Annotated in this window: 19 protein-coding genes; 12 read left to right on the top strand and 7 right to left on the bottom strand. The window is 67.4% G+C overall.

All coding sequences use genetic code 11. The features are described 5' to 3' along the window. Window positions 1-125: 125 nt before the first annotated feature. Window positions 126-1,220, top strand: coding sequence for an alanine racemase (gene alr / locus P4826_RS11740; RefSeq protein ID WP_317700574.1), 1,095 nt, complete (start codon window positions 126-128; stop codon window positions 1,218-1,220). A 150-nt stretch (window positions 1,221-1,370) separates the two neighbouring features. Continuing rightward, the gene (locus P4826_RS11735) at window positions 1,371-2,396 is read left to right on the top strand and encodes a cytochrome-c peroxidase (RefSeq protein ID WP_317700573.1); all 1,026 of its coding nucleotides are present in this window, start codon (window positions 1,371-1,373) and stop codon (window positions 2,394-2,396) included. 81 nt (window positions 2,397-2,477) lie between these two features. Here the strand turns inward: P4826_RS11735 and P4826_RS11730 are convergent, their stop codons facing one another. Continuing rightward, window positions 2,478-3,101: a glutathione S-transferase family protein gene (locus tag P4826_RS11730; RefSeq protein ID WP_317700572.1), complete on the bottom strand. Its 624-nt coding sequence runs from the start codon at window positions 3,099-3,101 to the stop codon at window positions 2,478-2,480. Window positions 3,102-3,241: 140 nt separating this feature from the next. On the opposite strand from P4826_RS11730, the gene radA reads away from it, so the two are divergent. The 9 genes from radA to P4826_RS11685 all read left to right on the top strand — a co-directional run bounded on the left by radA (window position 3,242) and on the right by P4826_RS11685 (window position 10,495). Further along, window positions 3,242-4,627 carry a DNA repair protein RadA gene (radA, locus tag P4826_RS11725; protein WP_317700571.1) on the top strand — a complete coding sequence of 462 codons (1,386 nt, stop codon included), beginning with the start codon at window positions 3,242-3,244 and terminating at the stop codon, window positions 4,625-4,627. 75 nt (window positions 4,628-4,702) lie between these two features. Beyond that, entirely contained in the window at window positions 4,703-4,951 is a 249-nt protein-coding gene (locus P4826_RS11720; RefSeq protein ID WP_317700570.1) for a ribbon-helix-helix domain-containing protein, read from the top strand. Next, window positions 4,951-5,370: a putative toxin-antitoxin system toxin component, PIN family gene (locus P4826_RS11715; RefSeq protein WP_317700569.1), complete on the top strand. Its 420-nt coding sequence runs from the start codon at window positions 4,951-4,953 to the stop codon at window positions 5,368-5,370. The genes P4826_RS11720 and P4826_RS11715 overlap by 1 nt, the downstream gene beginning before the upstream one ends. A gap of 58 nt (window positions 5,371-5,428) precedes the next feature. Further along, a complete protein-coding gene (locus tag P4826_RS11710) occupies window positions 5,429-5,845 on the top strand; it encodes a glycerate kinase (RefSeq protein ID WP_317700568.1) in 417 nt (138 codons plus the stop codon). Window positions 5,846-5,888: 43 nt separating this feature from the next. Next, a complete protein-coding gene (locus tag P4826_RS11705; protein WP_317700567.1) occupies window positions 5,889-6,827 on the top strand; it encodes a branched-chain amino acid transaminase in 939 nt (312 codons plus the stop codon). A 6-nt stretch (window positions 6,828-6,833) separates the two neighbouring features. After that, the gene (locus tag P4826_RS11700) at window positions 6,834-7,040 is read left to right on the top strand and encodes a zinc-finger domain-containing protein (protein ID WP_317700566.1); all 207 of its coding nucleotides are present in this window, start codon (window positions 6,834-6,836) and stop codon (window positions 7,038-7,040) included. A 73-nt stretch (window positions 7,041-7,113) separates the two neighbouring features. Continuing rightward, window positions 7,114-8,208: a glycosyltransferase gene (locus P4826_RS11695; RefSeq protein ID WP_317700565.1), complete on the top strand. Its 1,095-nt coding sequence runs from the start codon at window positions 7,114-7,116 to the stop codon at window positions 8,206-8,208. Further along, complete coding sequence (locus P4826_RS11690) at window positions 8,208-9,488, top strand: O-antigen ligase family protein (RefSeq protein ID WP_317700564.1); 1,281 nt, start codon at window positions 8,208-8,210, stop codon at window positions 9,486-9,488. The genes P4826_RS11695 and P4826_RS11690 overlap by 1 nt, the downstream gene beginning before the upstream one ends. Continuing rightward, entirely contained in the window at window positions 9,485-10,495 is a 1,011-nt protein-coding gene (locus P4826_RS11685; RefSeq protein ID WP_317700563.1) for a glycosyltransferase family 2 protein, read from the top strand. The genes P4826_RS11690 and P4826_RS11685 overlap by 4 nt, the downstream gene beginning before the upstream one ends. A 95-nt stretch (window positions 10,496-10,590) precedes the next feature. Here the strand turns inward: P4826_RS11685 and P4826_RS11680 are convergent, their stop codons facing one another. Next, window positions 10,591-11,649, bottom strand: a complete 1,059-nt coding sequence (locus tag P4826_RS11680) for an NAD(P)H-dependent flavin oxidoreductase (protein WP_317700562.1) — start codon at window positions 11,647-11,649, stop codon at window positions 10,591-10,593. A gap of 102 nt (window positions 11,650-11,751) precedes the next feature. On the opposite strand from P4826_RS11680, the gene P4826_RS11675 reads away from it, so the two are divergent. After that, window positions 11,752-13,014, top strand: a complete 1,263-nt coding sequence (locus P4826_RS11675; RefSeq protein WP_317700561.1) for a YbfB/YjiJ family MFS transporter — start codon at window positions 11,752-11,754, stop codon at window positions 13,012-13,014. Between the two features lie 3 nt (window positions 13,015-13,017). Here P4826_RS11675 and P4826_RS11670 read toward each other — a convergent pair whose 3' ends face one another. The 5 genes from P4826_RS11670 to P4826_RS11650 form a co-directional block, all read right to left on the bottom strand. Beyond that, window positions 13,018-13,734 carry an MOSC domain-containing protein gene (locus tag P4826_RS11670; RefSeq protein ID WP_317700560.1) on the bottom strand — a complete coding sequence of 239 codons (717 nt, stop codon included), beginning with the start codon at window positions 13,732-13,734 and terminating at the stop codon, window positions 13,018-13,020. Beyond that, on the bottom strand, window positions 13,731-14,291 hold the full coding sequence (locus P4826_RS11665; RefSeq protein ID WP_317700559.1) for a redoxin domain-containing protein: 561 nt from the start codon (window positions 14,289-14,291) through the stop codon (window positions 13,731-13,733). Before P4826_RS11665 ends, P4826_RS11670 begins: the two co-directional genes overlap by 4 nt. A gap of 8 nt (window positions 14,292-14,299) precedes the next feature. Further along, the gene (locus P4826_RS11660; RefSeq protein ID WP_317700558.1) at window positions 14,300-14,794 is read right to left on the bottom strand and encodes an SRPBCC family protein; all 495 of its coding nucleotides are present in this window, start codon (window positions 14,792-14,794) and stop codon (window positions 14,300-14,302) included. Window positions 14,795-14,918: 124 nt separating this feature from the next. After that, window positions 14,919-15,299: a MaoC family dehydratase gene (locus P4826_RS11655; protein WP_317700557.1), complete on the bottom strand. Its 381-nt coding sequence runs from the start codon at window positions 15,297-15,299 to the stop codon at window positions 14,919-14,921. Between the two features lie 44 nt (window positions 15,300-15,343). Then, window positions 15,344-16,144 (bottom strand): NF038132 family protein, encoded by an 801-nt coding sequence (locus P4826_RS11650; protein WP_317700556.1) that lies wholly within the window; start codon window positions 16,142-16,144, stop codon window positions 15,344-15,346. Between the last annotated feature and the right edge of the window lie 124 nt (window positions 16,145-16,268).

Here is a 16,268-nt window from a genome sequence, read left to right as displayed (position 1 = left end):
CCGGGCCGCTGGGCCGAGGGACTGTGATATTTGGAAACACTCCTCGGAGCGACGGGCGGTTATATCACGCGCCTGGAGCCCGGCGATGCCAGAATGCGCCCGTCCTGATACGTGTTAACACCGCCATGCCGCGCCCCATTCTCGCCACCATCCACCCTGCTGCGGTGCAGCACAACCTGGAGCGCGCGCGCCGCGCGGCGCCCGATGCGCGCCTGTGGGCGGTGGTCAAGGCCAATGCCTATGGCCACGGTATAGAGCGGGTGTTCGAGGCCCTGCGCTCGGCCGACGGCATTGCGCTCCTGGATCTGGCCGAGGCGCAGCGCGTGCGCCAGCTCGGCTGGCGCGGCCCCATCCTGCTGCTGGAGGGCGTGTTCGAGCCGCGCGACCTGGAGCTGTGCTCGCGCCTGTCGCTGTGGCATGTGGTGCATTGCGAGCAGCAGATCGACTGGTTGGCGGCGCACAAGACCCAGGTGCCGCAGCGCGTGTTCTTGAAGATGAACAGCGGCATGAACCGTCTGGGATTCACGCCCGGGCGCTACCGCAGTGCCTGGGCGCGCCTGAACGCGCTGCCGCAGGTCGATGAAATCTCGTTCATGACCCATTTCAGCGACGCCGACAGCGCGCGCGGCATAGCGCACCAGCTGCAGGCCTTCGAGCAGGCCACGCAGGACCTGCCGGGCGAGCGCTGCATCGCCAACAGCGCCGCCATCCTGCGCCACGGTGGCGCGGCCGAAGTGCGCCTGGACTGGGTGCGCGCCGGCATCGTGCTCTACGGCAGCGCGCCCGACCACCCCGAGCGCACGGCCGCCGCCTGGGACTTGCAGCCGGCCATGACCCTGGCTTCGCGCCTCATCGCCGTGCAGCAGCTGCAGGCCGGCGACAGCGTGGGCTATGGCTCGCGCTTCATGGCCGATGGGCCTTTGCGCATCGGCGTGGTGGCCTGCGGCTATGCCGACGGCTATCCGCGCCATGCAGACACCGGCACGCCGGTGCTGGTGGGCGGCGTGCGCACGCGCACCGTGGGCCGCGTCAGCATGGACATGATCACCGTCGATCTGACACCCGTTCCCGATGCAGGCCCGGGCGCAGAGGTCACGCTCTGGGGCCGCGCCGGCAACGGTGCCCTGCTGCCCATAGACGAGGTGGCGCAGGCCGCCGGCACCGTGGGTTATGAGCTGATGTGTGCGCTGGCGCCGCGCGTGCCGGTGACCATGGATTAGGGCCTATACCCGACGCCGCCAGTCAACATTAATTTAGATTGTTCTAATGTTGTTCTAGATCAAGCAATGACCTGGGGTTTCCACTAAGAATGGCTTCGCAGCGCACCGATCGCTGCGTGATAGCCAACTAAAAAATTGTGGAGTTGCCCCATGTCCTATCCATCCAGGTCTTCCTCTCTGCGACATGCCCTGCGCTTCGCACTCGGCGCAGTGGGCGCCGCTGCCCTGCTGGCGGCGGCCCCGGCGCGCGCTCAGGAGCCCGTGCAGCCGATTGCCCCGGCCAAGGTCACCAACCCGGCCAAGGTCGAGCTGGGCAAGAAGCTGTGGTTCGACCCGCGCCTGTCGCGCTCGGGCTTCATCTCGTGCAACTCCTGCCACAACCTGAGCATGGGCGGCTCGGACAACCTCAAGACCTCGATTGGCGACAAGTGGCAAAAGGGCCCGATCAACTCGCCTACGGTGCTCAACTCCAGCCTGAACCTGGCGCAGTTCTGGGACGGCCGCGCCAAGGACCTGAAGGAGCAGGCCGGCGGCCCGATCGCCAACCCGGGCGAGATGGCCTTCTCGCACGACCTGGCGGTGGACATGCTGCGCTCCATCCCGCAGTACGTGGGCGAGTTCAAGCGCGTCTTCGGCCACGACAAGCTCAGCATCGACGAGGTGACGGCCGCCATCGCCGCCTTCGAGGAAACCCTGGTCACGCCGAACGCGCCGTTTGACAAATGGCTCAAGGGCGACAAGAAGGCCATCACGGCGCAGGAGCTGCGCGGCTACCAGCTGTTCAAGAACTCCGGCTGCGTGGCCTGCCACAACGGCCCCAACCTGGGCGGCACCTCGTTCCAGAAGATGGGCCTGGTCGAGCCCTACAAGACGGACAACCCGGCCGAGGGCCGCTCCGCCGTGACCGGCAACGACGCCGAGCGCTTCAACTTCAAGGTGCCAACGCTGCGCAACGTGGAGCTGACCTACCCCTACTTCCACGACGGCGCCGCCGACACCCTGGCCGAGGCCGTGGACACCATGGGCCGCATCCAGCTGGGCAAGAAGTTCACCGACAAGGAGAACGCCGACATCGTGGCCTTCCTGAAGACCCTGACCGGCGACCAGCCCAAGATCGCCATGCCCATCCTGCCGCCGTCGAGCGACAAGACCAAGCGGCCCCAGCCGTTCGAGTGATGCGCTGCACCCCCTGAAAGCCGGCCCGTCTGACGGGCCTTTACAGGCCGGTACTCCGCAAGGGGGCCGGTCTTTTTTTCTTCAGGCCAGCGCCCGCTGCACCGCCGGGCGCTGCGCCATGCGCTGGCTGTGCGCCGCCACGCGCGGAAACTCTGCAATGTCCACGCCGTCGCTTTTCAGCCAGCCGGCCACCGTGAACAAATAGCCGTCGGCCACGCTGTACTGCTCGCCCAGCACCCAGGGGCCTTTGGCCGCGTCGGCCAGGTAATGGCGCTCGATCAGCGCAAAGCATTCGCGCATGTTGGCCGGCACCTTGCGCTGCATGGCGGCCTGGGCCTCGGGCTCGTCGGCCCAGCGGGCGGCACGCGGGCGGTGGGCATGGGCGATATGCACGGTGGAAGCGAGGTAGCTGTTGAACTCCTGCATGCGCGCCAGGCCGAAGGCGTCGCTGGGCGCCAGATTCGCCTGTGCAAAGCGCTGCGCCACATACACCAGCAGGGCAGGGGTCTCGGTCAGCGTGCCGTGCTCGGTGGCCAGCGCGGGCACGCGGCCCTTGGGGTTCACGGCCAGGTACTCGGGCGTGCGCTGCTGCTGGCTGGCAAAGTCCACGCGCACCAGTGCATGGGGCGCCTGTGCCTCCTCCAGCGCGATGCGCACCGCCTGGGCGCAGGTGCCCGGCGCGTAGTACAGGGTCAATACAGGCATTTGATGCTCCTTAAATAATAGCTGTCCGCGCAATGTGGTAAGGCGCTGCAGGCCGATTTTGCTTGATATCCTGGTCTGCCGCCATGCGCCGGGGCGGGTGCGGGCGCCGCGTCGATTGTCCTGGTTATAGTCCCCACCCCATGGCCAAGGACAAAACCCTCTACACCTGCAGCGAATGCGCCAGCACCAGCCCGCGCTGGCTGGGCAAATGCCCCGGCTGCGGCGCCTGGAACACACTGATCGAGACCGTGCCCGAGGCGGCGCCCGGCAAGAACCGCCTGAGCAACGCCGCGGGCCAGTACGCCGGCCTGGCCCAGGCCCAGGCGGTGATGCCCCTGGCCGCCATCGAGGCCACCGAGGTGGCGCGCACCGCCAGCGGCGTCGAGGAGCTCGACCGCGTGCTCGGCGGCGGCGTGGTCGAGGGCGGCGTGGTGCTGATCGGCGGCGACCCGGGCATAGGCAAGTCCACGCTGCTGCTGCAGGCCATGGACGCGCTGCAGCGCCGGGGCCTGCCCACGCTGTACGTGACCGGCGAGGAGAGCGGCGCCCAGGTGGCGCTGCGCTCGCGCCGCCTGGGGCTGGATGCCAGCCAGGTGAACGTGCTGGCCGAGATCCAGCTGGAAAAGATCCTCGCCACCATCGAGGCCACGCAGCCTGCCGTCGCGGTGATCGACTCGATACAGACCGTTTACTCAGACCAGCTCAGCAGCGCGCCCGGCTCCGTGGCCCAGGTGCGCGAATGCGCGGCGCACCTCACGCGCCTGGCCAAGGCCACGGGCATCGCCATCATCCTGGTCGGCCATGTGACCAAGGAGGGGGCTCTCGCCGGCCCGCGCGTGCTGGAGCACATGGTGGACACCGTGCTGTACTTCGAGGGCGACACGCACTCAAGCTTTCGCCTGGTGCGCGCCATCAAGAACCGTTTTGGCGCGGTGAACGAGATCGGCGTCTTCGCCATGACGGAGCGCGGCCTGAAGGGCGTGGCCAACCCCAGCGCGATATTCCTCTCCCAGCATGCCGAGCCCGTGCCCGGCAGCTGCGTGCTGGTCACGCTGGAGGGCACGCGCCCCATGCTGGTGGAGATACAGGCCCTGGTGGATGGCGGCGGGCCCAGCCCGCGGCGCCTGTCGGTCGGCCTGGAGCGCGACCGCCTGGCCATGCTGCTGGCGGTTTTGCACCGCCACGCGGGCGTGGCCTGCGCGGACCAGGATGTGTTCGTCAACGCCGTGGGCGGCGTGCGCATCAGCGAGCCCGCGGCCGACCTGGCGGTGATGCTGGCCATCACCAGCAGCCTGCGCGGCCGGGCACTGCCCAAGGGCTTCATCGCCTTCGGCGAGGTCGGCCTGGCCGGCGAGGTACGCCCCGCGCCGCGCGGCCAGGAGCGGTTGAAAGAGGCGGCCAAGCTGGGCTTTACCGTGGCCGTGGTGCCCAAGGCGAATGCGCCCAAAAAGCCCATCCCCGGCCTGCAGATCCACCCCGTGGAGCGTGTGGACGAGGCCATGGATGCGGTGCGCGGGTTGGGGTGAGGCGAGTGGCCACTGTGCAAGCCTGCAGATAGGTGTATAAGTGTCTATGCGCATAAGCGCCGAATTGGAGTCATCATGAGCACGGTGCGCTGGAACATCGCTGTATCGCAGGAAGTGGATCAATCCGTGCGCATTTTTCTTGCCGCCCAGGGCGGGGGGCGCAAGGGTGATTTGTCCCGCTTCATCGAAGAATCGGTGCGCGCCCACCTGCTGGAGCGCGCGGTCGATCAGGCCAAGACCGCAGCCGCTGGACTGGGCGAGAGCGAGCTGACGGAGCTCATTGACGAGGCAGTGCAGTGGGCGCGTGAGGGCGGCGGGCGCTGATGCGCGTCATTCTCGACACCAATGTGCTGCTGGGCGCGCTGATTTCACCGTATCGTCCCCCCGACTTGATCTACCGCGCCTGGCGCGCATCGCGTTTCGAGCTGGTCACGTCCCTGGAGCAGCTCGACGAGTTGCGGCGCGTCAGCCGCTATCCCAAACTCAAGGCCATCCTGCCCGCCCACCGCATTGGAACCATGGTCAACAGCATGCAGCGCGCCCTGGTGCTGCCCATGCTGCCGCCATTGCCGGAGGGCGTGCAAGCCACTGACCCCAACGATACCTTCCTGCTTCAGATGGCAGTGGCGAGCGCGGCCGACTACCTGGTGACCGGCGACCGCAGGGCCGGGCTGCTGCAACGTGGCAGCCTGGGCCGCACACGCATCGTCACGCCGGTGGCTTTCTGTGACGAGGTGCTTTGACGCGTACTACGCAAGACCCACAGCCATGTACTCCCCGGCGCATACGACAATGCCGCCCATGAATCTGCGCAAGTTCCTCATCCCGCTGGGCATCGTTGTGCTCGTCATCGCCGCCTGGCGCGCCTATGGCCCGCAGGGCATCCTAACCGTGAGCGGCGGCCTGGTCATGTGGGGGCTGCTGCACTACACGCGCCTCATGAACGTGATGCAGAAGGCGCGCCACAACCCCATAGGCTACGTGGGCAGCGCCGTGATGCTGAATGCCAAGCTGAAACCCGGCGTGAATCTGATGCATGTGATGGCCATGACGCGCGCTTTGGGCGAGCAGCTCTCGGCCGAGGGCCAGGAGCCCGAGGTCTACCGCTGGACGGATGGCACGAAGTCGCATGTGACCTGCAAGTTTTTCAATGGCCGGCTGGCCAGCTGGGAGCTGGTGCGCCCCGCACCGGGCGAGGAACCCGCCGCCGAATCGTAAAATAGCCGGCTTTGCGACTTTCGCAGTTCTCTAAAGGATCACCATGAGCCCCGTTGTTCCCTCGATGGCCGATCGTGACGGCAAGATCTGGATGGACGGCCAGATGGTGGACTGGCGCGACGCCAAGATCCACGTGCTGACCCACACGCTGCACTACGGCTGCGGCGCCTTCGAGGGCGTGCGCGCCTACAACACCGTGAACGGCACGGCCATCTTCCGCCTGCAAGAGCACACCGACCGGCTGTTCAACAGCGCCAAGATCCTGCGCATGCAGCTGCCGTTTACCAAGGACGAGGTGAACCAGGCGCAGATCGACGTGGTCAAGGCCAACAAGCTTGAATCGTGCTACCTGCGCCCGCTGACCTGGATAGGCTCGCAAAAGCTTGGCGTCAGCCCCAAGGGCAACCAGATCCACCTGATGGTGGCCGCCTGGGCCTGGGGCGCCTACCTGGGCGAAGAGGGCATGCAGCGCGGCATCCGCGTCAAGACCAGCAGCTACACGCGCCACCACGTCAACATCACCATGACGCAGGCCAAGGCGGTGAGCAACTACAGCAACTCCATCCTGGCCAACATGGAAGCCCTGGACGACGGCTACGACGAGGCCCTGCTGCTGGACAGCGCTGGCTTTGTGAGCGAAGGCGCGGGCGAGAACATCTTCGTCATCAAGGATGGCGTGGTCTACACCCCCGATCTGTCGGCCGGCGCGCTGAACGGCATCACGCGCAACACCGTGCTGCACATCTGCAAGGACCTGGGCCTGGACCTCGTGCAAAAGCGCATCACGCGCGATGAGGTCTACATCGCCGACGAGGCCTTCTTCACCGGCACGGCGGCCGAGGTCACGCCGATTCGCGAGCTCGACCGGGTGCAGATCGGCTCCGGCAGCCGCGGCCCGATCACCGAGAAGATCCAGAGCGCGTTCTTTGACATCGTCAACGGCCGCAACCCCAAATACGCCCACTGGCTCACCAAGGTCTGAACCCCCATGACACAAGCAATCGTTGAACTGCTGGCCAAGGATCTGGACGGCAACGGCGGAGTGCACTGCCCCAACCCCAAGGCCGACATGAAGCTGTGGAACAGCCACCCGCGCGTGTTCCTCGAGATCGCCCACCAGGGCCATGCCTCGTGCCCGTACTGCGGCACCGAATACCGGCTCAAGGCGGGTGAGGTGCTCAAGGGCGGACATTGAGCCTGGGCGGCTGGAGAGCCGCCGTAGTTGGCCAGGTGTTTCTGCAGCCCATACCAATGAACTGGCGCGGTCTGTGAAGGTGCTGCACTTTGTGACCGGAGGCTTCTCCGGTGCCACGCAAGTGGCGGTCGATCTGTGCCTGGCCGCCCGGGGCGAGCCCCATATGCAGACCCTGCTGGTGCTGCGGCGCAAGCGCAATACCTCGGCAGAGCGCGTGCAGGCGCTGCGTGACCAGGGGCTGCAGGTGCAGCTGGTGTCCAACTGGCTGCATGCGCTCACGGTATGGGAGTTACGCAAAATCATTCGCGACTGGCGTCCGGACGTGGTCTTTGCGCATGGCTTTAGCGACCATATCTGGGGCCGGCGCGCCGCCGTGGCCGAGGGCGTGCCGCGCATCTTCCATGTCGAGCACAACTCACGCGAGCGCTACACGCCCCGGCGCCTGCGCCAGGCATTGGAGCTTGAGCCGCACACCCAGGCCAGCATAGGCGTGTCGGAAGGGGTGCGCACCGCACTCATCGAGCGCGGTTTTGCCCCGGGCAAATGCCTGGCCATCCCGAATGGCATTGCGCTGGAGCGCTTTCCTGCAAGCTTGCTACCGCAGCGCTGGGAACAGCGCGAGCCGGCCATCCTGATGGCATCGCGTTTTGCCCGGCAAAAGGATCACACCACGCTGATAGCGGCGCTGGGCCTGCTGCGCGAGCGTGGCCTGCGGCCCACGCTGTACCTGGCCGGCGCCGGCAAGGCCGGCCTGCGCGGCAAGGCCGAGGCCCTGGCGCAGTCCCTCGGTTTGCAGGAGCAGGTGCGCTTCCTGGGCAATGTGCCTGACCTGCCGCAGCGCCTGGCCGCCACCCAGGTGTTCGTGCTGTCCTCCCACTGGGAGGGGATGCCATTGGCCCTGGTCGAGGCCATGGCCGCAGGCTGCGCCTGCGTGGGCTCGGATGTCCTGGGTGTGCGCGAGGTGCTGGAGCATGGCCGCACCGGCTTGCTGGTGCCGCCTGCCGAGGCGACTGCGTTGGCATACGCGTTGCAGCAGTTGCTGCAAAACCCCGCCCAGGCGCAGCGCCTGGGGCAGGCTGCACGCCAGCAGGCGCTTACAGCTTGTGGGCGCGAGCATATGTGGCGGCGCTATCGTGCCTTGCTGAATGCCCCTGGCGGGCGTGACTGATGGACTACAAGGCCGAAACCCCATTCAAGCTGACGACGTTGGCCACCTTTCTGCTGGCGGCGCTGGCGATCTGGGTGCCTTCGGGCTACTCCTATGGTGCGGTACTGTTGTTGGCCGGCGCCTTGTTCTACGCGCCACGTTGGCTGCGCAGCCGGCCGGAGCGCCGCACGCTATGGCTGGCATTGCTGCTGGTCTGCATGGGCTGCATGTGGTTTTTCCTGTCGCTGGATCGCGGCATGGGCCGCTGGGACAAGGGCATCAAGTGGCTGTTGGGCGTGCCGTGTCTGCTCTTCATTGCCGCCTTTCCGCCCAGGCCGCAGGCCTTCTTTTGGGGCTTGCCCGTCGGCTGTATCGGCATGGGGAGCCTGGCCGCGTGGCAGGCCTGGGCGCAGGGCATGGAGCGTCCCGGGGGCTACACCAATGCCATTCAATGGGGCAACCTGGCCTTGCTGCTGGGCTGCATGGCCATGGTCTGCGCGGCGATATTCTGGCGCTGGCGTGCCTGGTGGTGGCGCGCATTCATGGCGGTGGCCGTCGTGGCCGGTGTTGCAGCGTCCCTGTTGTCGCAGTCGCGCGGCGGCTGGCTGGCGGTGGTATTGATATTCCCCGCCCTGCTGACCCAGGTCAGGCAGATTCGCCCAAGGTTGTTTGGCCGCTTGCTGGCACTGTCGGTGGCCCTGCTGCTGGCATTGGTGGTGGTGCTGGCCGTCACCCCTCGGTTTCATGAGCGCATTGGCCAGGCGGTGGAGGAAATCACCCAGTACTTCAATGCCGGCATCGCCGGCACCTCGCTGGGTGTGCGCCTGGATCAATACCGGCTGGTGGCCGACATGATTCCGCAAAAACCCTGGCTGGGCTGGGGTGCGCATGGCTATGTGGCCGAAATGACCCGGCGTGTGGAGCTGGGTGAATTCGACAAGGCGCTCGTTTTCTACCCGCAGGTGCACAACGATTTTCTGGATATCTGGGTCAAGGTCGGCGTGTTCGGGGTCTTGCTGCAGGCGGCCCTGTTTGCCTATGTGCTGTTCCTGTTCTGGCCCACGCGGCGGCGGTTGCAGCAGTGGCCGGAGAGTTCATCCAGCTGGCACGATGCCCTGGCCTTGCGTGTCCTGGGCAGCCTGATCCCGGTGGCCTATCTGATGTTCGGCATGTCACAGCCGTTCTTCAACCATAACAGCGGCATCATGTTCTTTGTGTTCTATGTGAGCGTGCTGTGGGCGGCTTTGCGTGGCGTGGAGCGGGGTATCTGGCCACCGGGCGAGGCAAGGAGCGTACCGTGACCTGGCTGAGCGTGCTGGTGCCGGTGTACAACGTGGCGCCCTATCTGGAGGAATGCCTGGCCTCGGTGGTGCAGCAGTTGCCGGCCGATGGCGGGGTGCAGCTGCTGGTGCTCGACGACTGCTCCACAGACGGTTCATGGGCCTTGATGCAGCAACTGGATCGGCGCTGGCCGGGGCGCTTGCAGCTGCTGCAGCATGCGCGCAACGGCGGCCTGAGCGCCGCGCGCAACACCATGATCGATGCCGCAACCGGCGACTACCTGTGGTTTCTGGACTCGGACGACAAGCTGCTGCCGGGTGCCATTGCCGGCCTGCAAGCCATCGTGCGCGGTCATGCGCCAGATGTGGTGCTGTGCGACTTTGCCGTCTGGCGCGAGCGCGTGCGCCTCAAGCACCGCCTGCGCGGCGAGGGTCACAAGCGCAGCTTTGACGGCCCGGCGTGGCAGCTGGTGCACGACCGGGCCCAGCTCATGGCGGGCATGCTGGGCACGGGGCAGCTGCATGCCTGGTCCAAGATCTCGCGCCGCGCGTTGTGGGGCGATGACCGGAGCGGTGTGCGCTTTCCCGCCGGCCGTTATTTCGAGGACATGGCCACCATGCCGCTGATGGCGCTGCGTGCGCAGAGTTTTTATTACGAAACCAGCCCCTGGGTGGCCTACCGCCAGCGTGACAGCAGCATTCTGGCGAGCATGAGCCTGCGCAAGGCGCTCGATCAATCTGCCGCGCTGCTGCCGCTGACGCAGGCGCTAGCGGGCCAGCCCGAGTGGCAGCACGCCGGCCTGCGCCTGGCGCTGGCGCAGCAGGCGGCGCGCAGCCTGGTTGGCGCCATGCGCCATGTCTGCCAGAGCCCGGACGGTACGGCCGCGCTGGCCGAGCAGCTGCGGCAGAACTTTCGCGCCGCCTCGCCGCTCACCCCCGAGGAGCTGGCGCGAGCCTATTTGCAGCGCGGTTGGTGGCTGCGCCGGCGCAGGTTCCTGCGCTGGTTTCACGCCACGCCAACGCCGTGAACCATGGCTCTGTAGCCGGTGTGGCACGGAAAGCGGTTTGGTATTAAAAAATCGCCTTGTAGCGCCCATATGACAAGCGCTAATAGCTATTAAAATTATAGTAAATTGCGGGCGTCCCGCCACTCCCGCTCCAGCGTCTGCAGCAAAACGCCGGCCGTCAGCGCCCGCACCGCCCCCACCCCTTGTCCAGCCCACAACGCAATATGCCCGGCATCACCCGTCTGCGCGGCGGCGCGGCGCACCGGGCCCATCAGGGCGTTCTGTATCGGATAGGCGGGGATCTCGGCCTCGTGCGGCGCCAGCGTGCGCATGGCGTCGTTCAGGATGCCGCGTGCCGGGCGGCCCGAGAAGATGCGCGTCAGGCGTGTGTCCGTCGCCTGCGCGCCGGCCATGGCGGCGCGCTGGGCAGGAGTGATGGCCGACTCGGGACAGGCCAGGAAGGCCGTGCCCATTTGCACCGCCTGTGCGCCCAGGGCCAGCGCCGCGGCGATGCCGCGCCCGTCCATGATGGCGCCGGCGGCGATCACCGGGATGCGGAGTGCATCCACGCAGGCCGGCACAAGGGCTATGGTGCCGATCTGGCTGCCGTCCCAGTCGCCCAGAAAGGTGCCGCGGTGCCCGCCGGCCTCCAGGCCGCTGGCGACCACGGCATTGGCGCCCACTTCCGCCCAGGCCAGTGCTTCGGCCGGCGTCGTGGCGGTGCCGATGACGTAGCTGCCGGCATCCGTCTTGATGCGGCGCACCTGGGCGCTGCTCAGAATGCCGAAGGTGAAGCTGGCGACCGCCGGGCGGGCCTGGATCAGCGCCTCGAACTGCATGGCGAAGTCTTCGCACCAGCGCGCGGGCGGCTCGGGCTGCAGGCCAAAGCGCGCGTAGAGCGGCGCCAGCCGCTCCATGGCCGCGGCCACCTCGGCATCGTCGGGCAGGGGAGTCTCCAGCACGAACAGGTTCATGCCAAAGGGCTTGTCGGTGGCGGCGCGCACGGCGGCTGCCGCCTCCAGCATGGCGGCGGGTGAGCGCATGCCGCAGCCCAGAAAGCCCAGCCCGCCGGCGGCGGATACGGCGGCGGCCAGCTGCGGCGTGTCGGAGCCGGTCATGGGGCCCTGGATGATGGGAAGCCGTAGCCCCAGGCGGGCAAGCAGGTCGTGGTTCATGGCGCGCAGGAGAAGTAGAGAGGGAGAGCCAGACGATAGCGGCCGCAGCATACCCGCAGGGGCACGGCCATAATCCTTCTCCCCCATTGCCAGCGCATCGCCATGCATGTTTTCGCCCCCGAATCCACGACCTCGCCCTCCGCGCGCGACTGGTCGCACCGCCCCGCCGCCGTGGCCCTGGCCGGCATGCTGGCGCTGGCCGTGGCCATGGGCGTGGGGCGTTTTGCCTTCACGCCGCTGCTGCCCATGATGCTGCACGACGGCGTGGTCACGCTGACCGAGGGCAGCTGGCTGGCGACCGCCAATTACGTGGGCTACCTGGTGGGCGCCCTGGCCTGCATGGCCCTGCCCTGGCTGCTGCCGCGCCTGTATGAACGCTGGCACCCGGCGCGCCTGGCGCGCGCCGGCCTGGTGGCCACGGTGCTGCTGACCCTGGCCATGGCCCTGCCACTGCCGGACAGCTGGCCCGCCTTGCGCTTTGCCGCCGGCGTGGCCAGCGCCTTTGTGCTGCTGAATACCGCCGCCTGGGCCATGGTGCGCCTCACGGTACTGGGGCGCCCGGCCATGGGCGGGCTGATTTTCTGCGGCCCGGGCGTGGGCATTGCGCTCACCGGCCTGGCGACCAGCCTGATGGTGCAGGCGCAGTGGCGCGCGGCATCGGGCTGGGTGGTGTTTGGCCTGCTGTCGGTGTTGCTGTGCCTGGTGGTCTGGCCCGTGGTGCAGGGGCGTGCGGCCAAGGCGCAGGCGGGCGCGGCGCATGCGCCAGCGGCTGCGGCGCGCGCCGCGGGCGGCGGCGCGGCGGCGGCGCGTGGCGTGCATGCGCTGGCCTATGGGCTGGCGGGGCTGGGCTACATCGTCACCGCCACCTTTCTGCCGGTGATCGCCCGCGGCGCGCTGCCGGCGGGTTCGCCCTGGCCGGATTTGTTCTGGCCCATGTTCGGCGCCGGCGTAGCCGTGGGCGCGGCGCTGAGCACACGCGCCCCGACGCGCTGGGACAGGCGCTGGTTGCTGGTGGCGGCCTACGCCATGCAGGCCGGCGGCATCGGCATAGGCCTGTGGTGGCCCACACCGGCGGGCTTTGCACTCAGCAGCACCCTGCTGGGCCTGCCGTTCACGGCCATCACCTTCTATGGGCTGCAGGAAGCGCGGCGCCTGTGGCCGGCGTCGGCCGACAGCTTTGCCAGCCTGATCACCGCCGTCTATGGCCTGGGGCAGATCATGGGCCCACCCATGGTGGCCTGGTTGCTGGCGCGTGGTGGCCAAGCGCAGGGCTTTGCCCAGGGGCTGGCGCTGGCGGCGGCGGCCCTGGTGGCGGGCGCGCTGATGTATCTTGCGTCGGTCTGGCGCTGGCCGCTGGTGCGTTGAGGTTCAGGGCTTGCCGACCAGGCGCGAGCTCCAGTCTTCGACGCTGGCGCTCTCCAGCCGGCGCGTGAACAGCCGGTGCCAGGACGGCGGCAGCGGCAGTGTCAGTATCTCGCGCAGCGTCTCGGGGGCGCAGTCGCGCTCGGCAATCACGCGCAGCAGCCGGTCTATGGGCCATTCGGGGTGCGGCCGCGCCAGCAGCCACACCGTATCGCCGGCCTGCACATGTCCAACCTGCAGCACGCGCAGGTACCAACCGGCGCGCAGGCTGGTCTGCACGCGCAGCGCCATGTCGGGCAGGCCAAAACGGTCATTGAGCTTCCAGCAGGGCTGGCGCCCCTGGCTGACCTCGAAGCGCGCGCTGCCTACCTGCCACTGGTCGGCCAGGCAGACCTGAGACTCATTGATACCGTCCAGGCTGAAGTTTTCGCCAAAGGCGCCGGGCTGGGCCAGCAGCGCCTGGGCCGTGGCGTTGCCCGCCAGCTCCTGGCGCCAGGGCTGGTACTGCGACCAGGCGTAGCAATGCACGGCCTTGTCCGGCCCGCCATGCACGCGCGGGTCGCCCTGCTCGTCGTCGGCAAGCCCGAGAGGGCCCACGGCCACCGGGCCGCTGCGCGGCTGCTTGGCGATGGCGCTCACGCTGCCGGGTCGCGTGTAGGGCCGGGCGCGGCCGGTGAGCAGGGCGCGCAACTTGGCCACTTCCTGTGGCCGGGTGCTGTTCATGACTGTGGCAGATCCGGGCGGGCGCAACCGTGGTCGTCGCAGCCCGGCGCCGCTGGCGCGCTTGCCACAGGCGCCGTGGCTTCACCCACCAGCTGGCCCAGCAGCGCGCCCAGGCGCAGATCGTCCAGATGGCCGAAGTGGTGCAGGCGCACGCGGCCCAGGGTGTCTATCACCACCACGCTGGGCGTGCCCTGCAGCATCAGCTCTTGCATGGTCAGCGGAATATTGCGCGTCGGGTGGGGCTGATCCAGTGCTATGGGAAAGCGCAGCCGGTATTCGTGGATGAAGGCCTGCAGCGCCGCCGGCGTGCCCTGCACGGCGTGGTGCTCGAATACCGAGTGCAGGCCGATGACCGTCACCTGATCCGGCGAAAACGTCTCGTGCACGCGCCGCGCCTGCGGAATGCCATGCTCCACGCAGCCCGGGCACAGCATCTGAAAGGCGTGCAGCAGCACCACGCGTCCGCGCAGCGATTCGAGCGAGAGCGGCACGCGCGTGTTGAACCATTGCGCCACCTGCAGCGGCGGTGCGGCGGGGTGGTAGGCGCTGCTGGTCATGGCGATGCTCAACCCGCCAGCTGCTCGGTATAGGCGCCGCGCGCTTGCAGAAAGCGCTGGAACGGGAACTTGATGGGCACGCCCTCCAGGGCTGCGGCCAGCATGTCCAGATGGCCCTCGAAGCCGGCGCAGGCCTTGGCGGCGTCCTCCTGGGCGGGAATGTGCAGCGTCAGCGTTAGCCGCGTGCCTCCATTCGCGGGCACCAGCTCCCAGCGCATGGGGCGTTCGGGCTCGCTGCCGCTGCTCCACGAATAGGCCAGCAGGCGACCATCCTCAAAGGCGCTGACGCGGCTGTCGATGACGGTGCCGCTGTCGGCAAAGTCGATGTGCACGGTGCCGCCGGCGCGCTGCTCCACGCTGCCCGGCGCCAGCCATTGCGCCATGGCCAGCGGGTCGGTCAGCATGCGCCAGACGGCTACTGCGTCGTGGTCGAGCTGGCGCGTCAGTTGGCCTTCAAAGCCCATTGGCGTGCGTTGCAGGGTGCCGATGTCGGCTGTGCTCATGGTTTTTTCTCCGAGGCATTGCGATACCACGGGTTGTAGCAGATGGGCGCACCGCACCCGCGTGAATGGCAGCACGGGCGCTGGGGATGTGCCATGGCAGGCAGCGCTGCAAGGCCCGCGTGGTTCACTGACCCGGATGGCGTTTTCTCAGCAGATATTTTTGAAAGCCATCCATCACCACCACACCCTTCTGGTTTTTCACCTCGGTGCCGAGGGTGATCACGCCCGTGGTGTTGCCCGGCTTGAGGTCCGACACGGTGAGGGTGCAGTACAGGGTATCGCCCACGAAAACGGGGTTCAAGAAACGGCTGCCTTGTTCCAGAAAGCCCTTGAGGGACTCTTCCTTTGGGGCCTCGGTGCACCGCCATTTTCGCGGTCTTGACCACCTGGCTCCACTTGGCCAGTTTGCTGGCGAGGAAGTTGGTGCCCGGCGTGACACGGAACATGAAACCGCGCCTTGCGGGCTGGCGCTGCCGGGCGCCAAAGACGGTGCATGCAAAGGCATGCAAACCGGGCACCGCCCCGAGGCTGCGGTGCCCAGGGGGCTTGTCAGCCCTGCTGGCGCCGGCGGCGCAATGCGCCCAGGCCCAGCAGGCTGGCGCCCAGCAGCGTCAGGGTTGCCGGTTCGGGCACCGGGTTGGGGTCGATGGGTGTGTCGTTGATCGACACGCCAGCGATGGCAAAGGCGGAGTCGAATGCCGTGTCGAGTGCGTTGGTGACGCCGAAGCCCAGCGAATAGATGCCGGCGGTGGTGAATGTGTACTCCATCTGGATCCAGCCGGTGTAGCCGCAGCCCTGTCCGGAACCTCCGTAGCACCCACCAGAGCTGCCGCCCAGGGGAGAAAAGTCGGGGCCGCCGGGGATGATGGCCGAAGTGGAGGGCGTCAGCGTCACGCCGGCGCCAAGGCCTGGCAGTCCGAACCCTGGCACGGTGTTGCCGCTGGTTGTGGTGCGTGCGGTGAACAAATACGAATCGAAAGTGCTGGTGCCTGAATACAGGCCGGCCCAGGCGTATTCGGTGAATTGCACGCCGTCAGAGGTGATGTAGTTGAAGTAGAAGTTCAGCTTGTCACCAGCGTTCACCGAGAAAGTGGGCGTTTGCGCCGAAGATCCATTGGTCTCCTGGCCGGTGGGGCCGACTGGCAGCTGGCCGGCACCCGTTAGGCCGCCCGCCGTCGAAATCCATTGATAAGAGCCGAAGCCTGGCGCCAACGTTACGTCGCCGTCAGCGGCGGTGTTGGTGCCGCAGTTGCCAGTGCAGGACCAGCCGCCTGGCAGCGGGCCGGCTGCGGCTGTGCCGGCACCTAGCAGGGCGCCGATCGCCAAACCCATCAGTTGAAATGCCTTCATGATCTTCTCCATGGTTGTTGCCAAGTGCAATAAGCATAATTTGTGCCAAACATGAAAAAGCCAATAAATTCATGGTGTTGTGATGTGTCGTAAGTTCTGTGGCGGGGTTGGTGTAAAAAAAATC

Source organism: Diaphorobacter limosus (genome assembly GCF_033100095.1).
Classification (GTDB): Bacteria; Pseudomonadota; Gammaproteobacteria; order Burkholderiales; family Burkholderiaceae_C; genus Alicycliphilus; species Alicycliphilus limosus.
The sequence above is the reverse complement of the archived record's forward strand: the minus strand, read 5'-3'. Positions and strand labels throughout refer to the sequence as shown.